The sequence below is a fragment of the Parahaliea mediterranea genome (assembly GCF_017255185.1).
Taxonomy (GTDB): Bacteria; Pseudomonadota; Gammaproteobacteria; order Pseudomonadales; family Halieaceae; genus JAFKCZ01.
Genome location: NZ_JAFKCZ010000002.1, coordinates 176,749 through 194,857 on the forward strand (window position 1 = coordinate 176,749; position 18,109 = coordinate 194,857).

Sequence of the window (18,109 nt, forward strand, 5' to 3'; positions counted from 1 at the left end):
AGGACTCCTTGTTCATTGTTGGTCGATCAAATTGGCGCCGAGCAGCGGCGGCAGGTCGGGCACCGGCACCGGGCCCGCGCGCAGGATGGCATCCACCAGGCGCCGCTGGTCGAAATCCTCGCCCCGCAGCGCCCGCTGCTCGCGCCAGAGTTGTTTGAACTGGTGATAGCCGACAAAGTAATCGGTCAGCTGCATCGGTGAATTCACCACCCGTTGCCAGAGGTTGACGGCAAACTGCGGGGCCAGCAGCCCGCGCTCGACGGCAAAGCTCGATACCCGCTCCGCGTCCCAGCCCCGGGTATGGACCATCACGCTGAGGTAGCTGCGCGTGGCGTTTTCCAGGCGCTTGCGATAGTGCGCCAGCCAGGTTAGCGGCGCGTTGTCGCCCCATCCGGCCTCCAGCATCAGCTCCTCGCTGAAACTGCCCCAGCCCTCGACATAGGCGCCATCGGCAAAAATCGAGCGAATGGCCGGCGCATGGGTCACGGCCACCTTGTACTGCATGTAGTGGCCGGGGAACATCTCGTGGGAGATGATCATGGTATTGAAGTGCTCGTTGAAGGAGCGGTAGAAACCCTCCGCGACCCCGGGACTGGCATCGCCGGGAATGGATGGCAGGTAAAACAGGGTATTGGACTGCGGTGCAAACGGGCCTGCCGGGTACACCCCGCCCACCGCGGCGCCCGCAAAGTGGTCCGGCGAGCTGGCGATATACAGCGTGGTGGGCTCCGGCACGGTGGCCAGTTGCCGCCGGCGTACGAACCGCTCCGCCGCCGCGGTCAGTTCACTGAACTGCCGCAGGAAGGCATCGGGATTGTCGCTGCGGTCGTCCTCCATGGCCGACAGGGCCCGGGCCAGCAGCGCCTCGTCGGCCGGCACGGGCGCGGATGCGCCGCGATCCTGGCGCCACCAATCCCGCGCGGTGGCGACCATCAATCCGCGCACCAGCTCGATCTCGGCCAGTGCGTTGTCCGCCAGGGTGCGCGGGGAAAGGCGGCCATCGCTACGCCGGTGCAGCAGCTGCGTATAGCGGGCTTCGCCCATCGCGGGCGAGTCCACCGCCTCGGGCAATACCTTGTGTTCAATATGGCGCCGCAGGGCCAGCACCGCCTCGGCGGTGTCTCGCGCGGCGTCGGACAGCGCTTGCCGGCTGGTCGCGTCATCCCCCGGGGGCAACAACGCCGGCAGTGCTTCGCGGAAAAACACGGCGGAGGCATCCAGCGAACGGATCGCGGATTCACCGCGCAGGCGGTTGCCGGAGACCAGTTCCCGGCGCCCCTGCTCGCAGAGCCGGCGAATACCGTCCAGCCGGGCCAGCACCGCTTCGCGCTTTTGCGCATCGCTGAGACCCTCGCTCACCAGCAGGTAGGTCAGGGCCTGGGTAACCTGGTCGGCATACCAGGCGGGCCGGTTTTGCAGCGGACGGTCGTCCCGCCACAGCGCCAGTTCGCGCTCGACCTGGCGGGCGAGCACCTGCAAATCCACGCGCGCATCGGCATTCCGCGGCACTGGCAGGGCCTCGAGCTCATCCCGTATCCCGCGGTTTAGCTCACGCCACTGTGCGAGATGCTCGACGGAGTAGTTCTCGAACCGCGCGGCCGCGTCCCGGCTGCCCTCGGCGAAGGCGCGGGTGGGATAAAAAGCGCTCCACTGGGTAAGATAGCGCCCGGTCAGCTCATCCACGGAGGCTGCGTTCGCGGCCGGCAGATACAGCCCAGCGGCGAGGATGCCCGACAGCAGCGGGCGAAAACACGGCAGGTTGCGTGCGAACATCATCATCCGGGGAACCACCTGTATGGTCGGGCCTGGAAAAAAGAAAGCGCGGGGGCGCCGCCGAACGCACACCCCCGCGAAAGCGTGGACCCTGATTAGTTGAAGTTGTACTTCACACGCACACCGTAGGTCTGGTACGAGGGCTCGATAAACAGGCCGCTCATAAACGCCTTCTGGTACGCGTTGGTGTAGTACTCCTCATCCAGCGCATTCTCGATGTAGGCGACCACCGAGTAGGTGTCGTTTTCCACACCCGCGCGGAGGTTCACCACATCGTAGCTCGGCACTTCCCAGGGGAAGCCGGAGTTGATCAGCGCGGTGGTGGACGGGCGCACCTCGTCGCGGTAGTTCCACTCCGCGCGCACAAAGCCGCGCAGGTCGGCGCCCACCTGGAAGCCGTACTCGGCGTCCGCCGACGCGGTCCACTTGGGCGCGTTGGGAATGGTGCGATCATCCAGCACCCGGTTCTGGCCGTCGATATAGGCGGTGAAGGTGTCGAACTTGGCGTCCAGGTAACCGACGCCGAAGTTGACCACGAAGTCCTCGCCAAGCATGGCCGTACCGCTGATCTCCGCGCCCTGGGAGGTGGCCTTCTCGGCGTTGTCGATGCCGCCGAAGAGAATGAAGTTGCCCTCGTCGTCGGTGCCGGCCTGCTGGAAGGAGGCCTGCATGTCTTCCCAGTCCATATAGAACAGGGCGGTGTTCAGGCGCAGGCGGCGGTCGAGCAGCTCCGCCTTCATGCCCACTTCATAGTTCCACAGGACCTCCGGGTCAAAGGACTGCGCAGACTCGAAGGGCGCGTCCTGCACGCCGCCGGACTTAAAGCCCTTGGAGATCGTGGCGTAGAGGGAGATCTCGTCGCTCATGACATAGTTCGCCGCCACCTTCGGGGAAAAGTCGCGGAAAGTGTCTTCGTAGCTGACCTCGGTGACCAGCGCGCCGGAGAAACCAAGAATCGTCGAGGTTTTGGTTTCTTCGCTATAGCGACCGCCGGCGGACAGTGTCAGGCGATCGGTGACCATGTAGTCCAGCTGGCCGAAGGCCGCCCAGTTCTCGGACTCGTGCTCCGAGTCCTCGCTGTCGATGAGGAAACCGCCGGGCAGGCCGAAGTTCGGCAGGCCGGCGTCGCCGACATAGGTTTTGTTGTCCATGGTGCCCTCGTCCTTGGCGTAGAGCAGGCCCACGTTCCAGGAGAGGTCGGAGCTGTCATCGCTCTGCAGGCGGAATTCCTGGCTGATGCTCTCGCGGGGCACGGTGCGGTACTCGCGCAGGTAGTCCACGCTGCCGCCATCGATATCCCCCATCAGGAAGAAATCGGACTCCATCCAGCCGGTGATGCTGGTGAAGGTCATGGTGTCGAAGGCGTAGTCGAGCCGGCCCACCAGGTACTTGAACTCGGTGCCCACATCCTGGGGCGCGTTGAAGTTGACCTTGCTCTGGTTGTCCGGGTAGAAACCCACGCCATCGGGATCGGGATCAGCGAGACCGTCGCCATCAAGATCCGGAAAATCGGCAAACAGCGTACCGCCGGCAAAGGTGGAGAACACGCCGGAGGGCACGCCTTCGCGCATGCCGACATTCTCGTCGGCGTAGCTGCCGAACACGTTGACGGTCAGGGCGTCGTTGGGTGTATACAGTACCGAGGCCTTGGCGTACTTGTATTTCGAGTCATTGCCGCCGCCGCGCGGGTTGATGTTCTCGATGTTGCCGTCGGACTCGGCGTGCTTGAGGTTCACCCGCGCCGCCAGTACGTTCTCGATAATGGGGATATTCAGCACGCCCTCGAGGTCCACGGTATCAAAGCGCGAATAGTCCGCCATGATCGAACCTTCGAACTCGTTGGTCGGCTTTTTCGAGGTCACGCTGATACCACCGCCCAGCGCGTTGCGCCCGAAGTAGGTCGCCTGCGGACCGCGCAGTACCTCAATGCGCTCGATGTCCATCATCGGCGGGTTGATGCTGGCGCTGGAAACACTGAAGCCATCGACGTAGAAGCCGAACGTCGAAGTGCGGATGGCGTTGTTCTGGCCGACAAAGTTGGTCACCCCGCGAATGCTGATGTCGCGGCGCGAGCGCGCGCCCGCCGAGGTGAAGCTGGCGTTAGGCGTCTTCATCACATAGTCGGTGACGTCCCGGAACATGTTCTTGTCGACGGCATCGCTGGTGAAGGCCGAGATCGAGATCGGCACGTCCTGCAGGTTCTGCTCGCGCTGCTGGGCGGTAACCACGACCTCTTCGATCTGCGCCATGGCCGAAGGGGCCGTAACACCCGCCGCCAGGGCGACGTTGGCGGCGAGTATCGTGCGAATTGCGGCAACGCTCCGGCGCAGTGCGACCGGCTTATGATTGATGTCCAAGATGCTACTCCCGTTTAATCTATGTTGTATGTGGAATGCGTGCCGGGCGGCGCAAGCGCCTGCACCGTTTGGCGATTATTCTCTCCGGGGTTCCCGACCAGTCCGCGCGCCACCGGGCGCAGGCGGCGCCGGTACAGCCCTGGACAGGAAAATCCTCATACTGAAACACTCCCGCGTGATTCAGGCTTTTCCGCAGTGGCCCGACTCGCCAATCGCCGGACTGCAGGGGTGACAGGCTCATTCGACTAGATTGCAACCATTGTTTCAATAACAGCAAAAGCTACTGTTTATTGCTTTCAACGCAAACACATGATTTCTCACTACTGGCGCACCGATAGCCGCCCGGCGCGCCGGCGACGCGAGCGATCGAAAACGGGAAGTATTGGGGGCGGACCGCCGGGCACAACGCGCGGCGGGGTTTGCGCGCCGACAGCGATGGCCGGCTGGGGGTTAAACGAATCGGCCGGCCTACACCTCAATCACCCCGTCGGTGGACTTGAGAAAGCTCTCGAGACTGACCAGCAGGCGGTAGGCGCCGACCGGCAGCTGCCGCCCCACCCGTGTCACCAGGCTGGTTTTGGTGGAGTTCAGCGTCGCGTTGTCAGTGTCCAGCGCGCGCAGCGTACCGGCACGCAACTCCTCCCGCACCACCAGCTCGGGCAGCACCGAGATACCGCGGCCCGATTTGACGTAATCCATCAGCAGGGTCAGGGAGTTGGTCTGCAACGAGGCCTCGAGGAATACCCCGTCCTCCTGCTCCGCCGCGTGGATCAGCTGGCGGATGCGATAACCTTCGTCCGCCAGCCCCAAGCTTTCGGATTCGATATCGCGCAGATTGATCAACCGGCGCTCGCTGAGAGCGTGGCTGCTGTTGACGATCACCTTCAGCGGCTGCGGGATGACCAGGCGCGCGCGCACCTTGGGCTCGCGCGGGATATCGAATATCAACCCCATGTGGGCCTCGTCCTCGCGCACCCGCTCCACCACGCGGGTGGTGTTGGCCACCTGCACCTGCACCTCCATGCCCGGGTAGCGCTGCATGAACGCGTCCAGCAGATCACTGAACGGCTGGGTGACAAAGGCCTCGCCGACCGCCAGCGAAATCCTGCCGGTGCGAATGCTTTTCATCTCCTTGATCCGCGACAGGAACACCTCTTCCTGCGCCATCTTTTCGCGGTAGTACTGGCAGGCCGCCTCGCCGGCCTCGGTGAGGCGGATGCGGCGGCGCCCCTTCTCGATCAGCGCCAGCCCCAGCTCCTGCTCCAGTTCCGAAATCTGCCGGCTGACGGAGGAGGTCGCCACGTCGAGTTTTTCGCTGGCCGCGCGCATGGTGCCGAGCTGGGCGGATTCGAACAGGTAACGCAGTCGCACGTCACTGGGCATGGGCGAAGGTCTCCAAAGTCAGGTGCCAGCGGGTGCATTGCCGATCGCCGTCACAAACCGTGACACGCCCGCGACCGCAAAGCATTGCACCCACCACTATCGCCAGTAGTTTGCCTCACACGCAACAAAAAGCACAGTCTATTGTTATTGAATGAAATCTACTATCGATTAATGTGCCCGATAACAGACAGCCGCAATCATCCGCCACGGCTGTCGATGACACTGCGCCCCTGTTTACGGGCCCCCGGCATGCCCGGCCGCCAACACCCGGTCGGCCGCGAGCGGCCCGGCGCAATTCAGCAATCCCCTGGGCTGGAGACCCCTATGGATCGAAACTCGGTTGACTGGCGCGGCTATATCCCCGCGCTCACCACTCCCTTTACCGCCGACGGTGACTTCGACACCGAGGGCACCCGGCAACTGCACCGCTGGGTCTATGACAATGGCGCCCAGGGCTTCATCATCATGGGCACCCAGGGCGAGTGGTTCAGCATGAGCACCGAGGAGAAATACACCCTGATGCGGCTCGCCGGCGAGCAGCTGTCGGGCAAACTGACCCTGATCGCCGGCTGCAACGCCTATACCGCCAGCGAAGTGCTGCAGCATATCGAGGTCGCGCGGGACAGCGGGATGGACGGGGTGCTGCTCACCGCGCCGCCCTATATAATGCCCACGGAAGCGGAGATCTATCACTTCTACAAGGAAGTCAGCGACCACAGCGCCCTGCCCATTTGTGTCTACAACTGGCCGCCGGGCACGCATATCGACCTGTCGCTGCCCCTGCTGACCCGGCTCGCGGACCTGGATAAAGTGGTTGCCATCAAGAATTCAACACCCAACCTGCGGCACTTCATGGAGGTGTTCTTCACCTTGAAGGACAAAGTCCGCATCTTCGGCATTCCGATGAACGACCTGGGTATCACCCTGGCACAGCATCACGACGCCGATGGCACCATGGGCGCGGGCGCCGTGCTCGGCCGCGACCAGCCGGACTTCTTCAACGCGATCTGGGCCGGCGACATCGAGCGCGCCCGGGAGCTGGGGCGCAGGGATTCCACGATCATGCGCGACTGGTTTACCGCCGACCTCACCGGTCGCTTCGGTTCCGCGCAGGCAATTTTCAAGGAGGCGCTGAACCAGCAGGGACTGCCCGGCGGCCATCCCCGGCGCCCCATCCAGCCGCTCGACGAGGCCGGCGTGGCCAAGGTCGGCGCCACCCTGGACAAACTGGGGCTGCGCCGCGGTTGATGCATTGCGACGCCCTGGTTATCGGTGGCGGCCTGGCGGGCTGCGCCACGGCCTGCTACCTGGCCGAGGCGGGTCTGTCGGTGGTATTGCTGGAGCGCGGCGAGATCAACCGCGGCGCCTCCGGGCAGAACGCCGGCTCGCTCCACTTCCAGCTCGAACACCGCCTGATCCACCACGCCGATGCGCTGGGCGAGGAGCTGCAGCACTACGTGGCGCTGACCCGTGTCGCCATCGACCACTGGCGCAATATCGAAAGCGAGCTGGGGAGCGAACTCGAACTGGCGATGCACGGCGGGCTGATGCTCGCCGAGACCGACGATGAAATCGCCCTGCTCGAACGCAAGGCCGGCATCGAACGCGGACAGGGCCTGGAAGTGGAGCTGCTGGACGCGGACGAGACCCGCGCCCGCGCGCCCTACCTCAGCCCGCAGGTTCGCGGCGCCCTGTACTGCCCGCACGAGGGTCACTGCAACCCCCGCCTGCTCACCCCCGCCTACGCGCGCAAGGCCGCCCGGCTGGGCGCCGAGATTGTGACCCACTGCACCGTTGGCGAAACGCGCCGCCAGGGCGGGCAGTGGCAGGTGCGCGGCGAGGACAGCCGCGGAACCCGCCGCGAATGGCGGGCCAGCGTGCTGGTCAATGCGGCCGGCGCCTGGACCATGGATATCGGCCGCATGGCCAACCTGCACCTGCCGGTTTTCCCGATCGGCCTGCTGATGAACGCCACCGAGCGGGCCGCCCCCTTTATCCACCACCTGATCCAGCACGTGGGTCGCCGGCTGTCCATGAAGCAGGTCGATGACGGCAACGTGCTGATCGGCGGCGGCTGGTCCGCCCGGCTGCCGCAGCAGCTCGGCCAGTGGGGCGCGGGGCGCGCGGCGATCGACATGACCGCCCTGCGCAACAACTTGCGCACCGCCCTGGCGGTAGCTCCCGGCATCGAGCCCTTGAAAATACTGCGCAGCTGGACCGGCATTACCGGCATCACCCCGGACCAGCTACCATTGATCGGCGCGGTATCCCGGGCCCCGGGCTATTTCGTCGCCGCCGGCGGTTCCGGCTTTACCTACGGCCCCACCTACGCGCGACTGCTGTCGGAGCTGATCACCCGGGGCGAGCCCTCCCACTCGCTGGCCCCCTACTCCCCCGACCGTTTCGCGCACATGAACATGTTTATGGGTTGAACCATGGCCAGCAGAATCGAACAGGGCGTCCAGCGGGGACCGCAAATCACCTTGACGGTCGACGGTGAACGCGTGGCCGCCTGGGCGGGAGAATCCCTGGCGACACTATTGTTGCTGCGGGACCGCAGCGCGTTTTATCGCACCCGCGGGGGTGCTCCCCGGGCGCCCTTTTGCAATATGGGCACCTGCTTCGAGTGCCGGGTTCACGTCGCCGGGCGCGGCTGGGTGCTGGCCTGCATGAGCCCCGCGGAGGACGGCATGGAGGTCACCACCGGGGAAACGCTGCCGCGTATCGAGGTGGGCGATGGCGCGCACTGACCTGGCGATCGTCGGCGCCGGGCCGGCCGGAATGGCGGCGGCGCGCGTCGCCACCGCACACGGACTCGCGGTCACCGTGATCGACGAGCAACCCCGCGCCGGTGGCCAGATTCTGCGCCAGCCCCCCGCGAGCTTCCGGGTCGATCGCTGGCTGGCGGATCGTATTTACCGCCCCCAGCAATCCCTGTTGCAACAGTGCGCGGGGCTCGACGGAGTTCGCTGGCAACACGCCACCACGGTGTTGGGTAGCGAGTTGACGGGGGACGGCATCACGCTGAGCCTGAACACCCCGGGCGGCGTCGACGAATTGCGGGCGGAGCGCCTGCTGCTCGCCACCGGCTGTCACGACATGCCCGTCACTTTTCCCGGCAGCACCTTGCCGGGAGTGATGGCGACCGGCGGCATACAGGCCTTTGTCAAAAGCCAGCAGATCGTGCCCGGCGAGCGCTTTGTATTCAGCGGCAGCCACCCCCTGCAATTGATCGTTGCCGACCAGATCCTGCAGGCCGGGGGCGAAGTCGCGGCGGTGCTGTTCTCGCAACCCCGGTCGCTGTTCTGGCGGCTGCTGCGCCAAAGCCCCGTCCTGCTGCGCTACCCGGCAAAGCTGCTGTATTTCACCCGGGCCTGTGCCCGCCTGATGCGACGCGGCGTAGCTATCCAGTTCGGCCGGGTGGCCAGCAGCGCCCACGGCGAAGGCCGCTTGCAGCGGGTCGAAATCGCCGACAGCGGCACGCTGGAGGCTCGCGACACTATCGCCTGTGACCGTCTGGGCATCGGCTTCGGCTTCCTCAGCAACAGCCAACTGGCCAGCCAGGCCGGCCTCGAGTGCCACTGGTCCGACAGCGCAGGCGGCTGGCTGGCGCGAACCGACGAGTGGATGCGCGGCTCGCTACCGGGCGTTTACGTGGCGGGCGAGCTGACCGGTATCGGCGGCGCCGACGTGTCCCAGCGGGAGGGGGAAATCGCCGGCCTCGCCGCGGCGATGGATGCGGGCGTGCTGGCGCCGGGGGTCGCGGCCGAGCGGGCCCGCCCCGCGCGACGGGCGCTGCGCCCGCTGTACCGTTTTGCCGACGTGCTCAGTGCCATGTCCCACCCCGGCGCGGCACTGCTGCGGGCGCTGATGACCCGCGAGAGCACCCTGTGCAAGTGCGAGGAAGTGACCGTGGGCACGGTGCGCGCACTGCTCGACGAAAACCCCTTCACCGCGGACCTCAACGCCCTGAAACTGCAGTCCCGCTGTGGCATGGGCATGTGCCAGGGTCGCTACTGCCAATACCAGCTGCGCACCCTGCTGCATAGCCAGCGGCCCGACCTGGCGACCGGCGACGACGGCTTTCAGGCCCGCTTCCCCGTCAAACCCGTGTCGATAGGAGCACTGGCGACAACCCCGACACCAGAAGAACAATAGGGGACGGATACCTATTTCGGTTTGTGTCGGCCGTCTGGCGCGGTCCCGCGGCGGTGAAGGATTGCGCCATTTTCACTGGCACTGTGCCGACATTGCCGCCCGGCGTCCCGCGACCAATACTGCCACTCCAGACAATGGTTCGCGGAGACAGGCCATGACCAACCCCCTGTGTGCAAAACTCGGTATCGATTACCCCATCTTCGCCTTCACCCACTGCCGCGACGTGGTGGTGGCGGTGAGCAAGGCCGGCGGCATCGGCGTGCTGGGCGCCGTGGGCTTCTCGCCCGAGCAGTTGCAGGAAGAGCTCGACTGGATCGACGAACACATCGGCGACAAGCCCTACGGCGTGGACATCGTGATCCCCCAGAAGTACGAGGGCATGGGCGACATGAGCGCCGGGGAACTGGAGAAAAAACTGTGGGAGATGGTGCCCCAGGCGCACATCGACTTCGCCCAGAAGCTGCTGGCGGACCACGGGGTGCCCGAGTGGCCCGACGGCAGCACGAGCATGGGCTTGATGGGCTGGACCGAGGCCACCGCCACGCCGCTACTGGAAGAGGCCCTCACCCGGCCCAAATGCCGGCTGATCGCCAACGCCCTGGGCACTCCCCCGGCGGACAAGATCAAGCAGGTACAGGACTCCGGCCGCCTGATCGGCGCCCTCTGCGGCAAGGTGAAACAAGCCGTGGCGCACAAGGAGGCGGGGCTGGATTTCGTGGTCGCCCAGGGCGGCGAGGGCGGCGGCCACACCGGCGACGTGGGCTCGGTGGTGCTGTGGCCGCAGATCGTCGACGCCATCGGCGATCTGCCGATGCTGGCGGCCGGCGGGATCGGCAACGGCCGCCAGATCGCCGCGGCCCTGTCCCTGGGCGCCGCCGGGGTATGGACCGGGTCACTGTGGCTCACGGTGGAGGAGGCCCACACCCAACCGGCGCAGAAGCAGTCCCTGCTCAACGCCACCAGCGAAGACACGGTGCGCTCCCGCTCCTGGACCGGCAAGTCCTGCCGCATGCTGAAGAACGACTGGACCGAGGCCTGGGAGCGCCCCGATACTCCCGAGCCCCTGGGCATGCCCCTGCAGGGCCTGGTCACCTCCGACGGCATTCGCCGCACCGCGGTCTACGCCGACAAGGGCGAGTGCCAAAAAGTGGCCTTTAACCCCTGCGGCCAGGTCATCGGCCAGATCAACCAGGTGGAATCCTGCCGCCAGGTGATGCAGCGGCTGCTGGAGGAGTACGTCGACGCGGTGGGCATGGCCGGGGGCATGCTGCCCGAAGGCTGAGCCGGCGCCACCGCGGCCAACAAAAACGGCACCCCGTTGGGTGCCGTTTTTTGTTCAGGTGCCGGTGGCCGCTCGCGGCCGGCCGGCTCCGGTGTCGCGTCAGAAGGCGAATTGCAGGCTCAACCAGTAGTTGCGCCCCGCCGCCATCACGTTGTAGTGGTCGCTGAATTGCACCTCGTCCGAGTCCGCCTCGTAAACGCCGTCGCCATCGAGGTCCACGAACTCCGTGCTATAGGTGGTGAAATCCTCGTCCAGCAGGTTGTTGACCCGCCCGGTCAGGGTAATGTGCTCGGTGACGGCGTAGCGAATACCCAGGTTCCACAGATCGTAGTCCTCGTAGTACTGGGCCTTGTCCAGCACGTTGTTCCAGCCGCGGTAGCGATCGGAGCGGAGCTCGCCCTGCAGCGACAGGGTCAGGCTGTCGAGGACCCGCCAGTCCAGGGTCAGGTTGGCCATGTGCTCGGCGGTGTTGGTCAGGGGTTGCCCCTCCTCGGGGCCGCTCTTCTGTTCGCTGTCGGTCCAGGTGTAGTTGGCGTTCAGGCTCCAGCGCTCGCTGATCAGGTAGCGCCCGGCCACCTCCACCCCTTGCAGGTCGACATCGTCGATATTGATCTTCTGGCTGTAGGTGGTGTAACCCAGCTGGTCGTAGGCGCCCAGGTTGACGCAGGGGCGAACGCCACCGGTCACCTCGCAGCTCATCACGGTGTCGCCCCGGGCGATCTTGTCCTCGAAGCGGGTGTTGAAGTAGGTGACGTTGAATTTGTGCCCCTGCTCGCCGTCCCAATACAGCGCCACCTCGCTGTTGACGCTGGTTTCCGGCTCCAGTTCGGGGTTGCCGGCGAAGGGCGAGGTGCCCTGGCCACCGAAACCGGTGATGCCGTCGTAGAGGTCGGTGGTCTGGGGCGTCTTGTAGCCGGTGGCCACGCCGCCCTTGAGGGTCCAGGTGCCGTTCAGGCTATACACACCGTAGAGGCGCGGGGACACCTGGCTGCCGAACACATCGTGCTCGTCGTAACGCACCCCGGCGGTCACGGTCAGCGGCGACCACGGGGTCCAGCTGTCCTCGACGAACAGGGAGTACATCTTCTGTTCCTGGACGGCGCCGGGGCGGTTGCTTTCCATGCCAAACACACCGTCTTCCAGTTCGCCGTCGATGACCTGGCCGCCCAGCACCAGCATGTGGCTACCGTAGGCTTCAAGAGGAATGTCCAGGCGCGCGTCCAGGGTGTACTGGCTGCTGTCGAGGGGGCGCGCCGGCCGCGGCAGGAAGGTCGCCTCCGCCAGGGCCTTGCGCTCGGCTTCGGGCATGCCGGCGTAGTCGCCGGTACCGTAGTACATTTGCGCCAGCAGCAGGCGCTCGTCCACGGTGAGCGGCAGGGTACGCCCTTCGTTTTTGGTGTCCACGTGGGACAACGCCAGATAGCTGGTACCAAAGCGCCACTGCCCCTCGTGACTCAATGACCACCAGTCGCGGGTAAACTCCTGGTCCGCGGCGTAGCCGGCCCGCGGATTGAGTTGACCGCGCCGCTCCTGCCACAGGGCCTCGATGTTGTCCTTGGTGCCCAGGGGGTAGCTCAAATCCCCGGTTTCCGGGTCGACAATGGGCGTATTGTCGTACTCCTGGCTCGAACTGTCGTAGTCAAAACGGAGGGTATTGCGGTCATCCGGCGTAAAGGTCAGGGTGAGACCGTACTCCTGGGTTTCGCTCTCCACGGTGCGGCCGCCGCCGCCAAAACCGACACTGCGCACATGGCGTTCGCCGTTGGGGTCGAACACCGGGTCGAGGGTGGGCGAGGAGGCCTCGGTTTCGTAGTAACTGCCGCGCAGCCCGAGGCCCAGCTTGCCCTCGACCAGCGGCCCGGTGGCGGTGAAGTCCACCTGGGTGTCATTGCCGAAATCGTCGTTTTCCTGCAGGGTGCCACTGATGCTGGTGGAACCGAACCACTCGTCGCTGACTTTCTTGGTGATGATATTGATCACCCCGCCAAGGGCGTCGGCGCCGTAGAGAGTCGATGCGGGCCCGCGGATCACCTCGATGCGCTCGATCGCCTCGGCGGGGGGCATGTGACCGAAGGCATTGCCGCCAAAGTTGTTGGGGTAGATATCGCCGTGGTTGTTCTGGCGTTTGCCGTCGATCAGGTAGAGCGTGTACTCGCCGGTCAGGCCGCGCATGCTGACCGTGCCCTGCCCGGTCTTGTCGCGGCTGGTGCCGATATCGATCCCCTCCTGGTACTTGAGCATGTCCAGCAGGTTGGCGTGGGGGCGGGTGAGGATGTCTTCCTGGGAAATCACCGAGATGCTGGCCGGCGCGTCGGTCAGTTTTTGCTCGTAGCCCGAAGCCGTCACCACCATTTCTTCCATGGCGCGCGACCTGGCTGCGCCCTCGGCCACGGCGGCCTGGGCAATAGTGTGTGAAACGGCTACAGCCAGCGCGGCCCGTTGAAATCCCTGCAATGTCATTGTGGTCCCCCTTTATGAACTGATAATACAAACGATAATGATTATCAATTATGATGCAAAGAAGCCCGGGGGTAAACTCCTATCGTTTTTTTGCTATCGGGGGTCGACGCCGGGCACCAGTTCCCGCATGAGCCTATCGGCCCAATCGAGAATGGCGTTCTGGGCGGACGTACCGCGCTTGCGCCAATTGGCCAGGACCAAAGCCATGCGCGGGTTATCCTCGAAGGCCCGCTGATGCCGATGGATGAATCGCCAGTACAGCGCGTTATAGGGGCAGGCGCCCTCCCCGGTTGTTCGCGCCGGACTGAAACGGCACTGCGCGCAGTGGTTCCCCTGGCGCTGGATGTACTTGCCGCTGGCGGCGTAGGGCTTGCTGGCCATCAGGCCGCCGTCGGCGTGCAGGGCCATGCCCAGGGTATTGGGCAACTCCACCCATTCAAAGGCGTCCACGTAGACCGCCAGGTACCAGTCGCAAACCGCCCCGACATCCAGCTCCGCCAACAGGGCAAAATTGCCGATCACCATCAGCCGCTGGATGTGGTGGGCATAGCCCAGGTCCAGTGTTTGCCGCAGGGCTTGGGACAGGCAGCGCAGGTCGGTGTCGGCATCCCAGAAGAAATCCGGCAGCGGCGCCTTCGCGCCCAGCGCGTTGCGTTCACCATACCCCGGCATGTAATGCCAGTAGATGCCGCGCACATACTCTCGCCAGCCCAGCACCTGGCGGATAAAGCCCTCGGCCGCGGCCAGGGAGCAGCGCCCCCGGCGCCAGGCTTCCTCGACCTGGCGGCACAGGGCCAGCGGCTCCAGCAGGCCGATATTGAGATACATCGAGATACGGGCGTGGAACAGCCAGGGCTCGCCGTCCGCCAGGGCGTCCTGGAAGCGCCCGAAATCGGGCAGGGCGTGCTCGCAGAACCAATCGAACTCCGCCAGGGCCTGACCCGCTGTCACGGCAAACGCGAAGCGCGACAGGTCGCCCGGGTTATTGGGGAAGGCGGCGGCCACGGCCTCGAGTACCGCGCGGGTCCGGGCGTCATTGCGCACCGCCCTGCGCGGGGGAATCGCCACCTTATCGCGCCAGCCCTCGCGATTGTCGCGGTCGTAGTTCCATTGCCCGCCGGCGGGACTGCCGTCCGGTTCCAGCAGCACGCCGTAGTCACGGCGCATCTCGCGGTAGAAATGCTCCATGCGCAACTGCTTACGCCCCCGGGCCCAGTCCCGGAATCGCGCGTGACTGCACAGGAAGCGGCTGTCCTCCAGGATCGCCACCGGCAGGCCCAGGCGGTGCCGCCAGCCCGCCATCGCCGTGCGCAGGCGGTACTCGCCGGGTTCACACAGCCACAGGCCCGCATAGCGGCGCCGCCGGCAGGTGGCGGCCACCGCCGCCTCGAGCGAGTCCAGGCCCGCTTCCAGGGGCCGGTAATGCACCTGGAAGCCCTCCTGTGCCAGGGTGTCGGCGAAGTGCCGCATGGCGGCGAAGACCAGGGCGATCTTGTGGCGGTTGTGGGGCACGTAGGCCGCCTCTTCCCGGACCTCGGCGAGGAGCACCTCGTCGCGGCCGGGAACCGCGTCGCGCAGCGCGGGGTTGTCGCGGCTGAGCTGGTCGCCCAGCACCAGGATCAAACGGCGGTCGGTCATGCCCTCGGTACGCGGCGGGACTAAAACCGGACCAACCAGGACGCGACGGCGAGACTACCCGCCACAAGCGAGCACCAACCACACAATGCTTGTCACTGCGGTATTTTGTATTCCTGTGGCAGGTTGCCAATCATCACGGTTTGCCTGCATACACGTTCCCGGATGCGCCATCCCTCAGGCAGCCTGACCAACGTATCAAGGTAGTAGCCCGCATTAGTGATACATTCCTGGGTGCCGTCCTCCAGGTGTCGCCCCATCGGCGCCATGAAATAGCAACGCGAACTCGCGCGGTCGGGGCTCTCCAGGTCAATCCGGATGTTGGACACAAAATGAAGGTTGATCGGCCAGGCCGACAGCGCGCGCGCCAACCACTCCAGGGTGGAACGGTAGGGCCCGTGCTGCCCGCCGCAACTGGTGTAATCGAGGCTCGCCCCGGGCTCGAATATCGTATCCATCAAGGACCATTCCCGCTCATCGACCATCCACGCATACTGGTACAGCAACTGCTCGATTTCGTATCTCTCACTGCCACGCTCCACGGTATCCCCTCCCCCAGACAAGGCCCATTCAGTAACTGTAGACAAAATCCACCCCCCAACTCCTCGGATTGCCGAAGGTAGCCGCCGCCATCGGAATGGCACCGCCATCCACACCAAAATCAACGCCCCACTCCCGGTACTCCTCATCGAAGGCATTCCTGACCCAGCAGGAAATTTTTGCCTCCCCGCCGGCCACGCGGAAGCCGCCGATATCCAGTCTCGCATCCGTCAACAGGTACGCATCCGCATTGGCATAAATATCGCGAACGGGGTTGAAGGTGTAGGCATCCGAATACGACAGGTTCCCGTGGGCGGTCATGTCCATACCCAATAGCGAAAAGTCGGCCTGAACACCAATCGAAGCGGTGTGCTCCGGGGTATAAGGGGGTTTGGCGATGTGCGCTATATCATTTCACTGGCCATCCCGATACTCGGCGTACTCCATGTCGATGTAGCCGTAGGTGAGGTTTACCCTGAGCCAGTGCACTGGCAGGACCAACAGCTCCACCTCGACGCCTTTCGCATCCGCCTCTCCGGCGTTGACGATAATACTGGATGCCCCCGTGGCCCCGGCGCGAAACTGGGACACCTGCAGATCCTCATAGCTGTTCCAGAACAACGCGCCATTGAGCCGCAGACGGCGGCCGAACCACTCCGTCTTGGCTCCCAGCTCGAAGGAGTGGATATTTTCCTCGTCCGCGGGCTGCGCAAAGGCCTCGGCGGTGGACGCCCGGATATTGAATACCCCCGCGTTGTAACCGTGGGCGTATTTGCCGTAAAGACTGACCTGCTCCGAAGCCTGGAAAACCAGGCTGAGACTGCTGGTCAACTTTGACCAGTCCCGCGTGCTGGAAACCGGCGGGTTGATGGTGGAATTGCCCAGCGTTGCCGATTTTTCATCTTCGGTGTAGCGCACCCCAACGGAGATCGTCAACCTGTCCTCGACAACCGGCGGGGTGTAGTAGAGCTGTCCGTAAATGGCTTTCGAGGTCGAATCAATGGCGTAGTCCAGGGGCACGACCACGCCCAGCGCGGACAGCGGCAACACACCGTCCACACGGCCATCGCCATCGATGTCGGAGGTGATGGCAATGAACTGCGGGTTGGACTCGCTGGCCTCGTCGTCAAAGTAAAACAGGCCCAGGGTGTAATCGAAGCGGCCATCGCCGCCGTCGCCAAGCAGCTGCAATTCCTGGGAAAGCTGTTTATGTGCCTTGTCGAACACGGAGTGATAAATCGGCACCGAATAGCCGCCACCGTCCCCGTCGTGGCCCCGGTGCTCGGCGCTGTACTCGCGGTACGCGGTGATGGCGCGTAGCACGCCCACTGCGGTGGGCACATCGACACTCAGCCGGTGGCCGCTGATATCGACGTCCTCCTCGCGCTGGAAGTCGAGATCGAAGGTGCTGCGCCGGTGGCGACCATCGGCCACCTCGACGGCCTCGCCATAGGGGTTACCGACACCCGGCACCAGCGACGGCACTACCGCTGCGTCCGGATTGACGGTCAGCAACTGCATCGGTTTTGGCACGCCGTCCTGGTGTTGGCTATCGAAGGCGTAGTCAATGACAAGCTCGTCGGCGGGCTGCCAGAGAACGCGTGCGCTCCAGGCGGTGATATCCCGCGTACCCAGGTTTTCCGCCACCCCTGGCGCGCGACTGACGTTATCGAAAAAACCGTCGTCCCGGCTGCGCAGGAAGTTGAGGCTGGCGCTTACGCCATGGCTCTGCGGCAGGTCGAGGGAGGTTCGCGTTTTCCAGTAGCCGAAATTACCCACCGACAATTCCTGGCGAAGATACAGCTCTCCACCGGGCTTTCGGGTGGCAATGTTGATGGCGCCACCTGTGGTGTTCTTGCCCCACAAGGTGCCCTGGGGGCCGCGCAGTACCTCAATCGCCTCGATATCAATCACATCGAAGATCGCCCCGGAATTCTTGGCAATGTAGACGCCGTCCAGGTACAGCCCCACCTTGGGATCACTGGCAAAAGACGGGTCCCCGGACGACAGGCCGCGTATGCTCATACCGACATTGGCGCTGCTCGAGGGGCTCGGAATGGCCTGGAGGTTTGGCACAAAACCATTGATCCCGGTTACCGTCGAAATACCCTTTGCCTCCAGGTCGCCGGCGGAGAACGCCGTAATCGCAATGGGGGCATCCTGTAGGGGTTCGGACTTTTTCCGCGCGGTAACGATCACTTCCTCGATTTGCACGGCCGGCGCCTCCCCCGTCTCCCCCAACGCCGGCACTGCCGTGGCCAGCAGGGGGGCAAGCAGGCAGGCCCGCCACCGATCCGCGCCACCATACTGCCAGCGAACTGCATCGAAACCGCGCACCGGCGGCGCGGAACCGGCCGACCCGCGCGCGGCCGAAGCCCGCCGCGGACACTCAGGGGAATCGGAATACCGCATGACCAGCCCTCCTTATAATTATCAATTCGAGCAAATCTATTTACATAAATAATCATAACGGGTTATTTTTGACTGTCAATTGCCCTAACTGGACAATATCGTTATATTC

13 protein-coding genes are annotated in these 18,109 nt (G+C 64.6%); 5 read left to right on the forward strand and 8 right to left on the reverse strand.

Annotation, left to right across the window (positions count from 1 at the left end; genetic code table 11):
* Nucleotides 1-12: 12 nt before the first annotated feature.
* The 3 genes from JYP50_RS03230 to JYP50_RS03240 form a co-directional block, all read right to left on the reverse strand.
* The gene (locus JYP50_RS03230) at nt 13-1,779 is read right to left on the reverse strand and encodes a DUF885 family protein (RefSeq protein ID WP_206559032.1); all 1,767 of its coding nucleotides are present in this window, start codon (nt 1,777-1,779) and stop codon (nt 13-15) included.
* A gap of 89 nt (nt 1,780-1,868) precedes the next feature.
* Entirely contained in the window at nt 1,869-4,130 is a 2,262-nt protein-coding gene (locus JYP50_RS03235) for a TonB-dependent receptor (protein ID WP_241262775.1), read from the reverse strand.
* A 468-nt stretch (nt 4,131-4,598) separates the two neighbouring features.
* Nucleotides 4,599-5,513 (reverse strand): LysR family transcriptional regulator, encoded by a 915-nt coding sequence (locus JYP50_RS03240; protein ID WP_206559033.1) that lies wholly within the window; start codon nt 5,511-5,513, stop codon nt 4,599-4,601.
* Between the two features lie 324 nt (nt 5,514-5,837).
* Here JYP50_RS03240 and JYP50_RS03245 point away from each other — a divergent pair, with 324 nt between their 5' ends.
* The 5 genes from JYP50_RS03245 to JYP50_RS03265 all read left to right on the forward strand — a co-directional run bounded on the left by JYP50_RS03245 (nt 5,838) and on the right by JYP50_RS03265 (nt 10,953).
* Nucleotides 5,838-6,761 (forward strand): dihydrodipicolinate synthase family protein, encoded by a 924-nt coding sequence (locus JYP50_RS03245; RefSeq protein ID WP_206559034.1) that lies wholly within the window; start codon nt 5,838-5,840, stop codon nt 6,759-6,761.
* Complete coding sequence (locus JYP50_RS03250; RefSeq protein WP_206559035.1) at nt 6,761-7,945, forward strand: NAD(P)/FAD-dependent oxidoreductase; 1,185 nt, start codon at nt 6,761-6,763, stop codon at nt 7,943-7,945. Before JYP50_RS03245 ends, JYP50_RS03250 begins: the two co-directional genes overlap by 1 nt.
* A gap of 3 nt (nt 7,946-7,948) precedes the next feature.
* The gene (locus tag JYP50_RS03255) at nt 7,949-8,263 is read left to right on the forward strand and encodes a (2Fe-2S)-binding protein (protein WP_206559036.1); all 315 of its coding nucleotides are present in this window, start codon (nt 7,949-7,951) and stop codon (nt 8,261-8,263) included.
* Complete coding sequence (locus tag JYP50_RS03260) at nt 8,250-9,671, forward strand: NAD(P)/FAD-dependent oxidoreductase (RefSeq protein ID WP_206559037.1); 1,422 nt, start codon at nt 8,250-8,252, stop codon at nt 9,669-9,671. Before JYP50_RS03255 ends, JYP50_RS03260 begins: the two co-directional genes overlap by 14 nt.
* A gap of 154 nt (nt 9,672-9,825) precedes the next feature.
* Nucleotides 9,826-10,953, forward strand: a complete 1,128-nt coding sequence (locus tag JYP50_RS03265) for an NAD(P)H-dependent flavin oxidoreductase (RefSeq protein WP_206559038.1) — start codon at nt 9,826-9,828, stop codon at nt 10,951-10,953.
* Between the two features lie 99 nt (nt 10,954-11,052).
* Here the strand turns inward: JYP50_RS03265 and JYP50_RS03270 are convergent, their stop codons facing one another.
* From JYP50_RS03270 to JYP50_RS03290, 5 genes are all read right to left on the reverse strand, one after another.
* Entirely contained in the window at nt 11,053-13,314 is a 2,262-nt protein-coding gene (locus tag JYP50_RS03270) for a TonB-dependent receptor domain-containing protein (RefSeq protein ID WP_241262776.1), read from the reverse strand.
* Between the two features lie 192 nt (nt 13,315-13,506).
* On the reverse strand, nt 13,507-15,051 hold the full coding sequence (locus JYP50_RS03275; protein WP_206559040.1) for a cryptochrome/photolyase family protein: 1,545 nt from the start codon (nt 15,049-15,051) through the stop codon (nt 13,507-13,509).
* 92 nt (nt 15,052-15,143) lie between these two features.
* Entirely contained in the window at nt 15,144-15,590 is a 447-nt protein-coding gene (locus tag JYP50_RS03280) for a nuclear transport factor 2 family protein (RefSeq protein ID WP_206559041.1), read from the reverse strand.
* Nucleotides 15,591-15,618: 28 nt separating this feature from the next.
* Nucleotides 15,619-15,915, reverse strand: a complete 297-nt coding sequence (locus JYP50_RS03285; RefSeq protein ID WP_206559042.1) for a hypothetical protein — start codon at nt 15,913-15,915, stop codon at nt 15,619-15,621.
* A gap of 87 nt (nt 15,916-16,002) precedes the next feature.
* The gene (locus tag JYP50_RS03290) at nt 16,003-18,000 is read right to left on the reverse strand and encodes a TonB-dependent receptor (protein WP_206559043.1); all 1,998 of its coding nucleotides are present in this window, start codon (nt 17,998-18,000) and stop codon (nt 16,003-16,005) included.
* Nucleotides 18,001-18,109 lie beyond the last annotated feature (109 nt).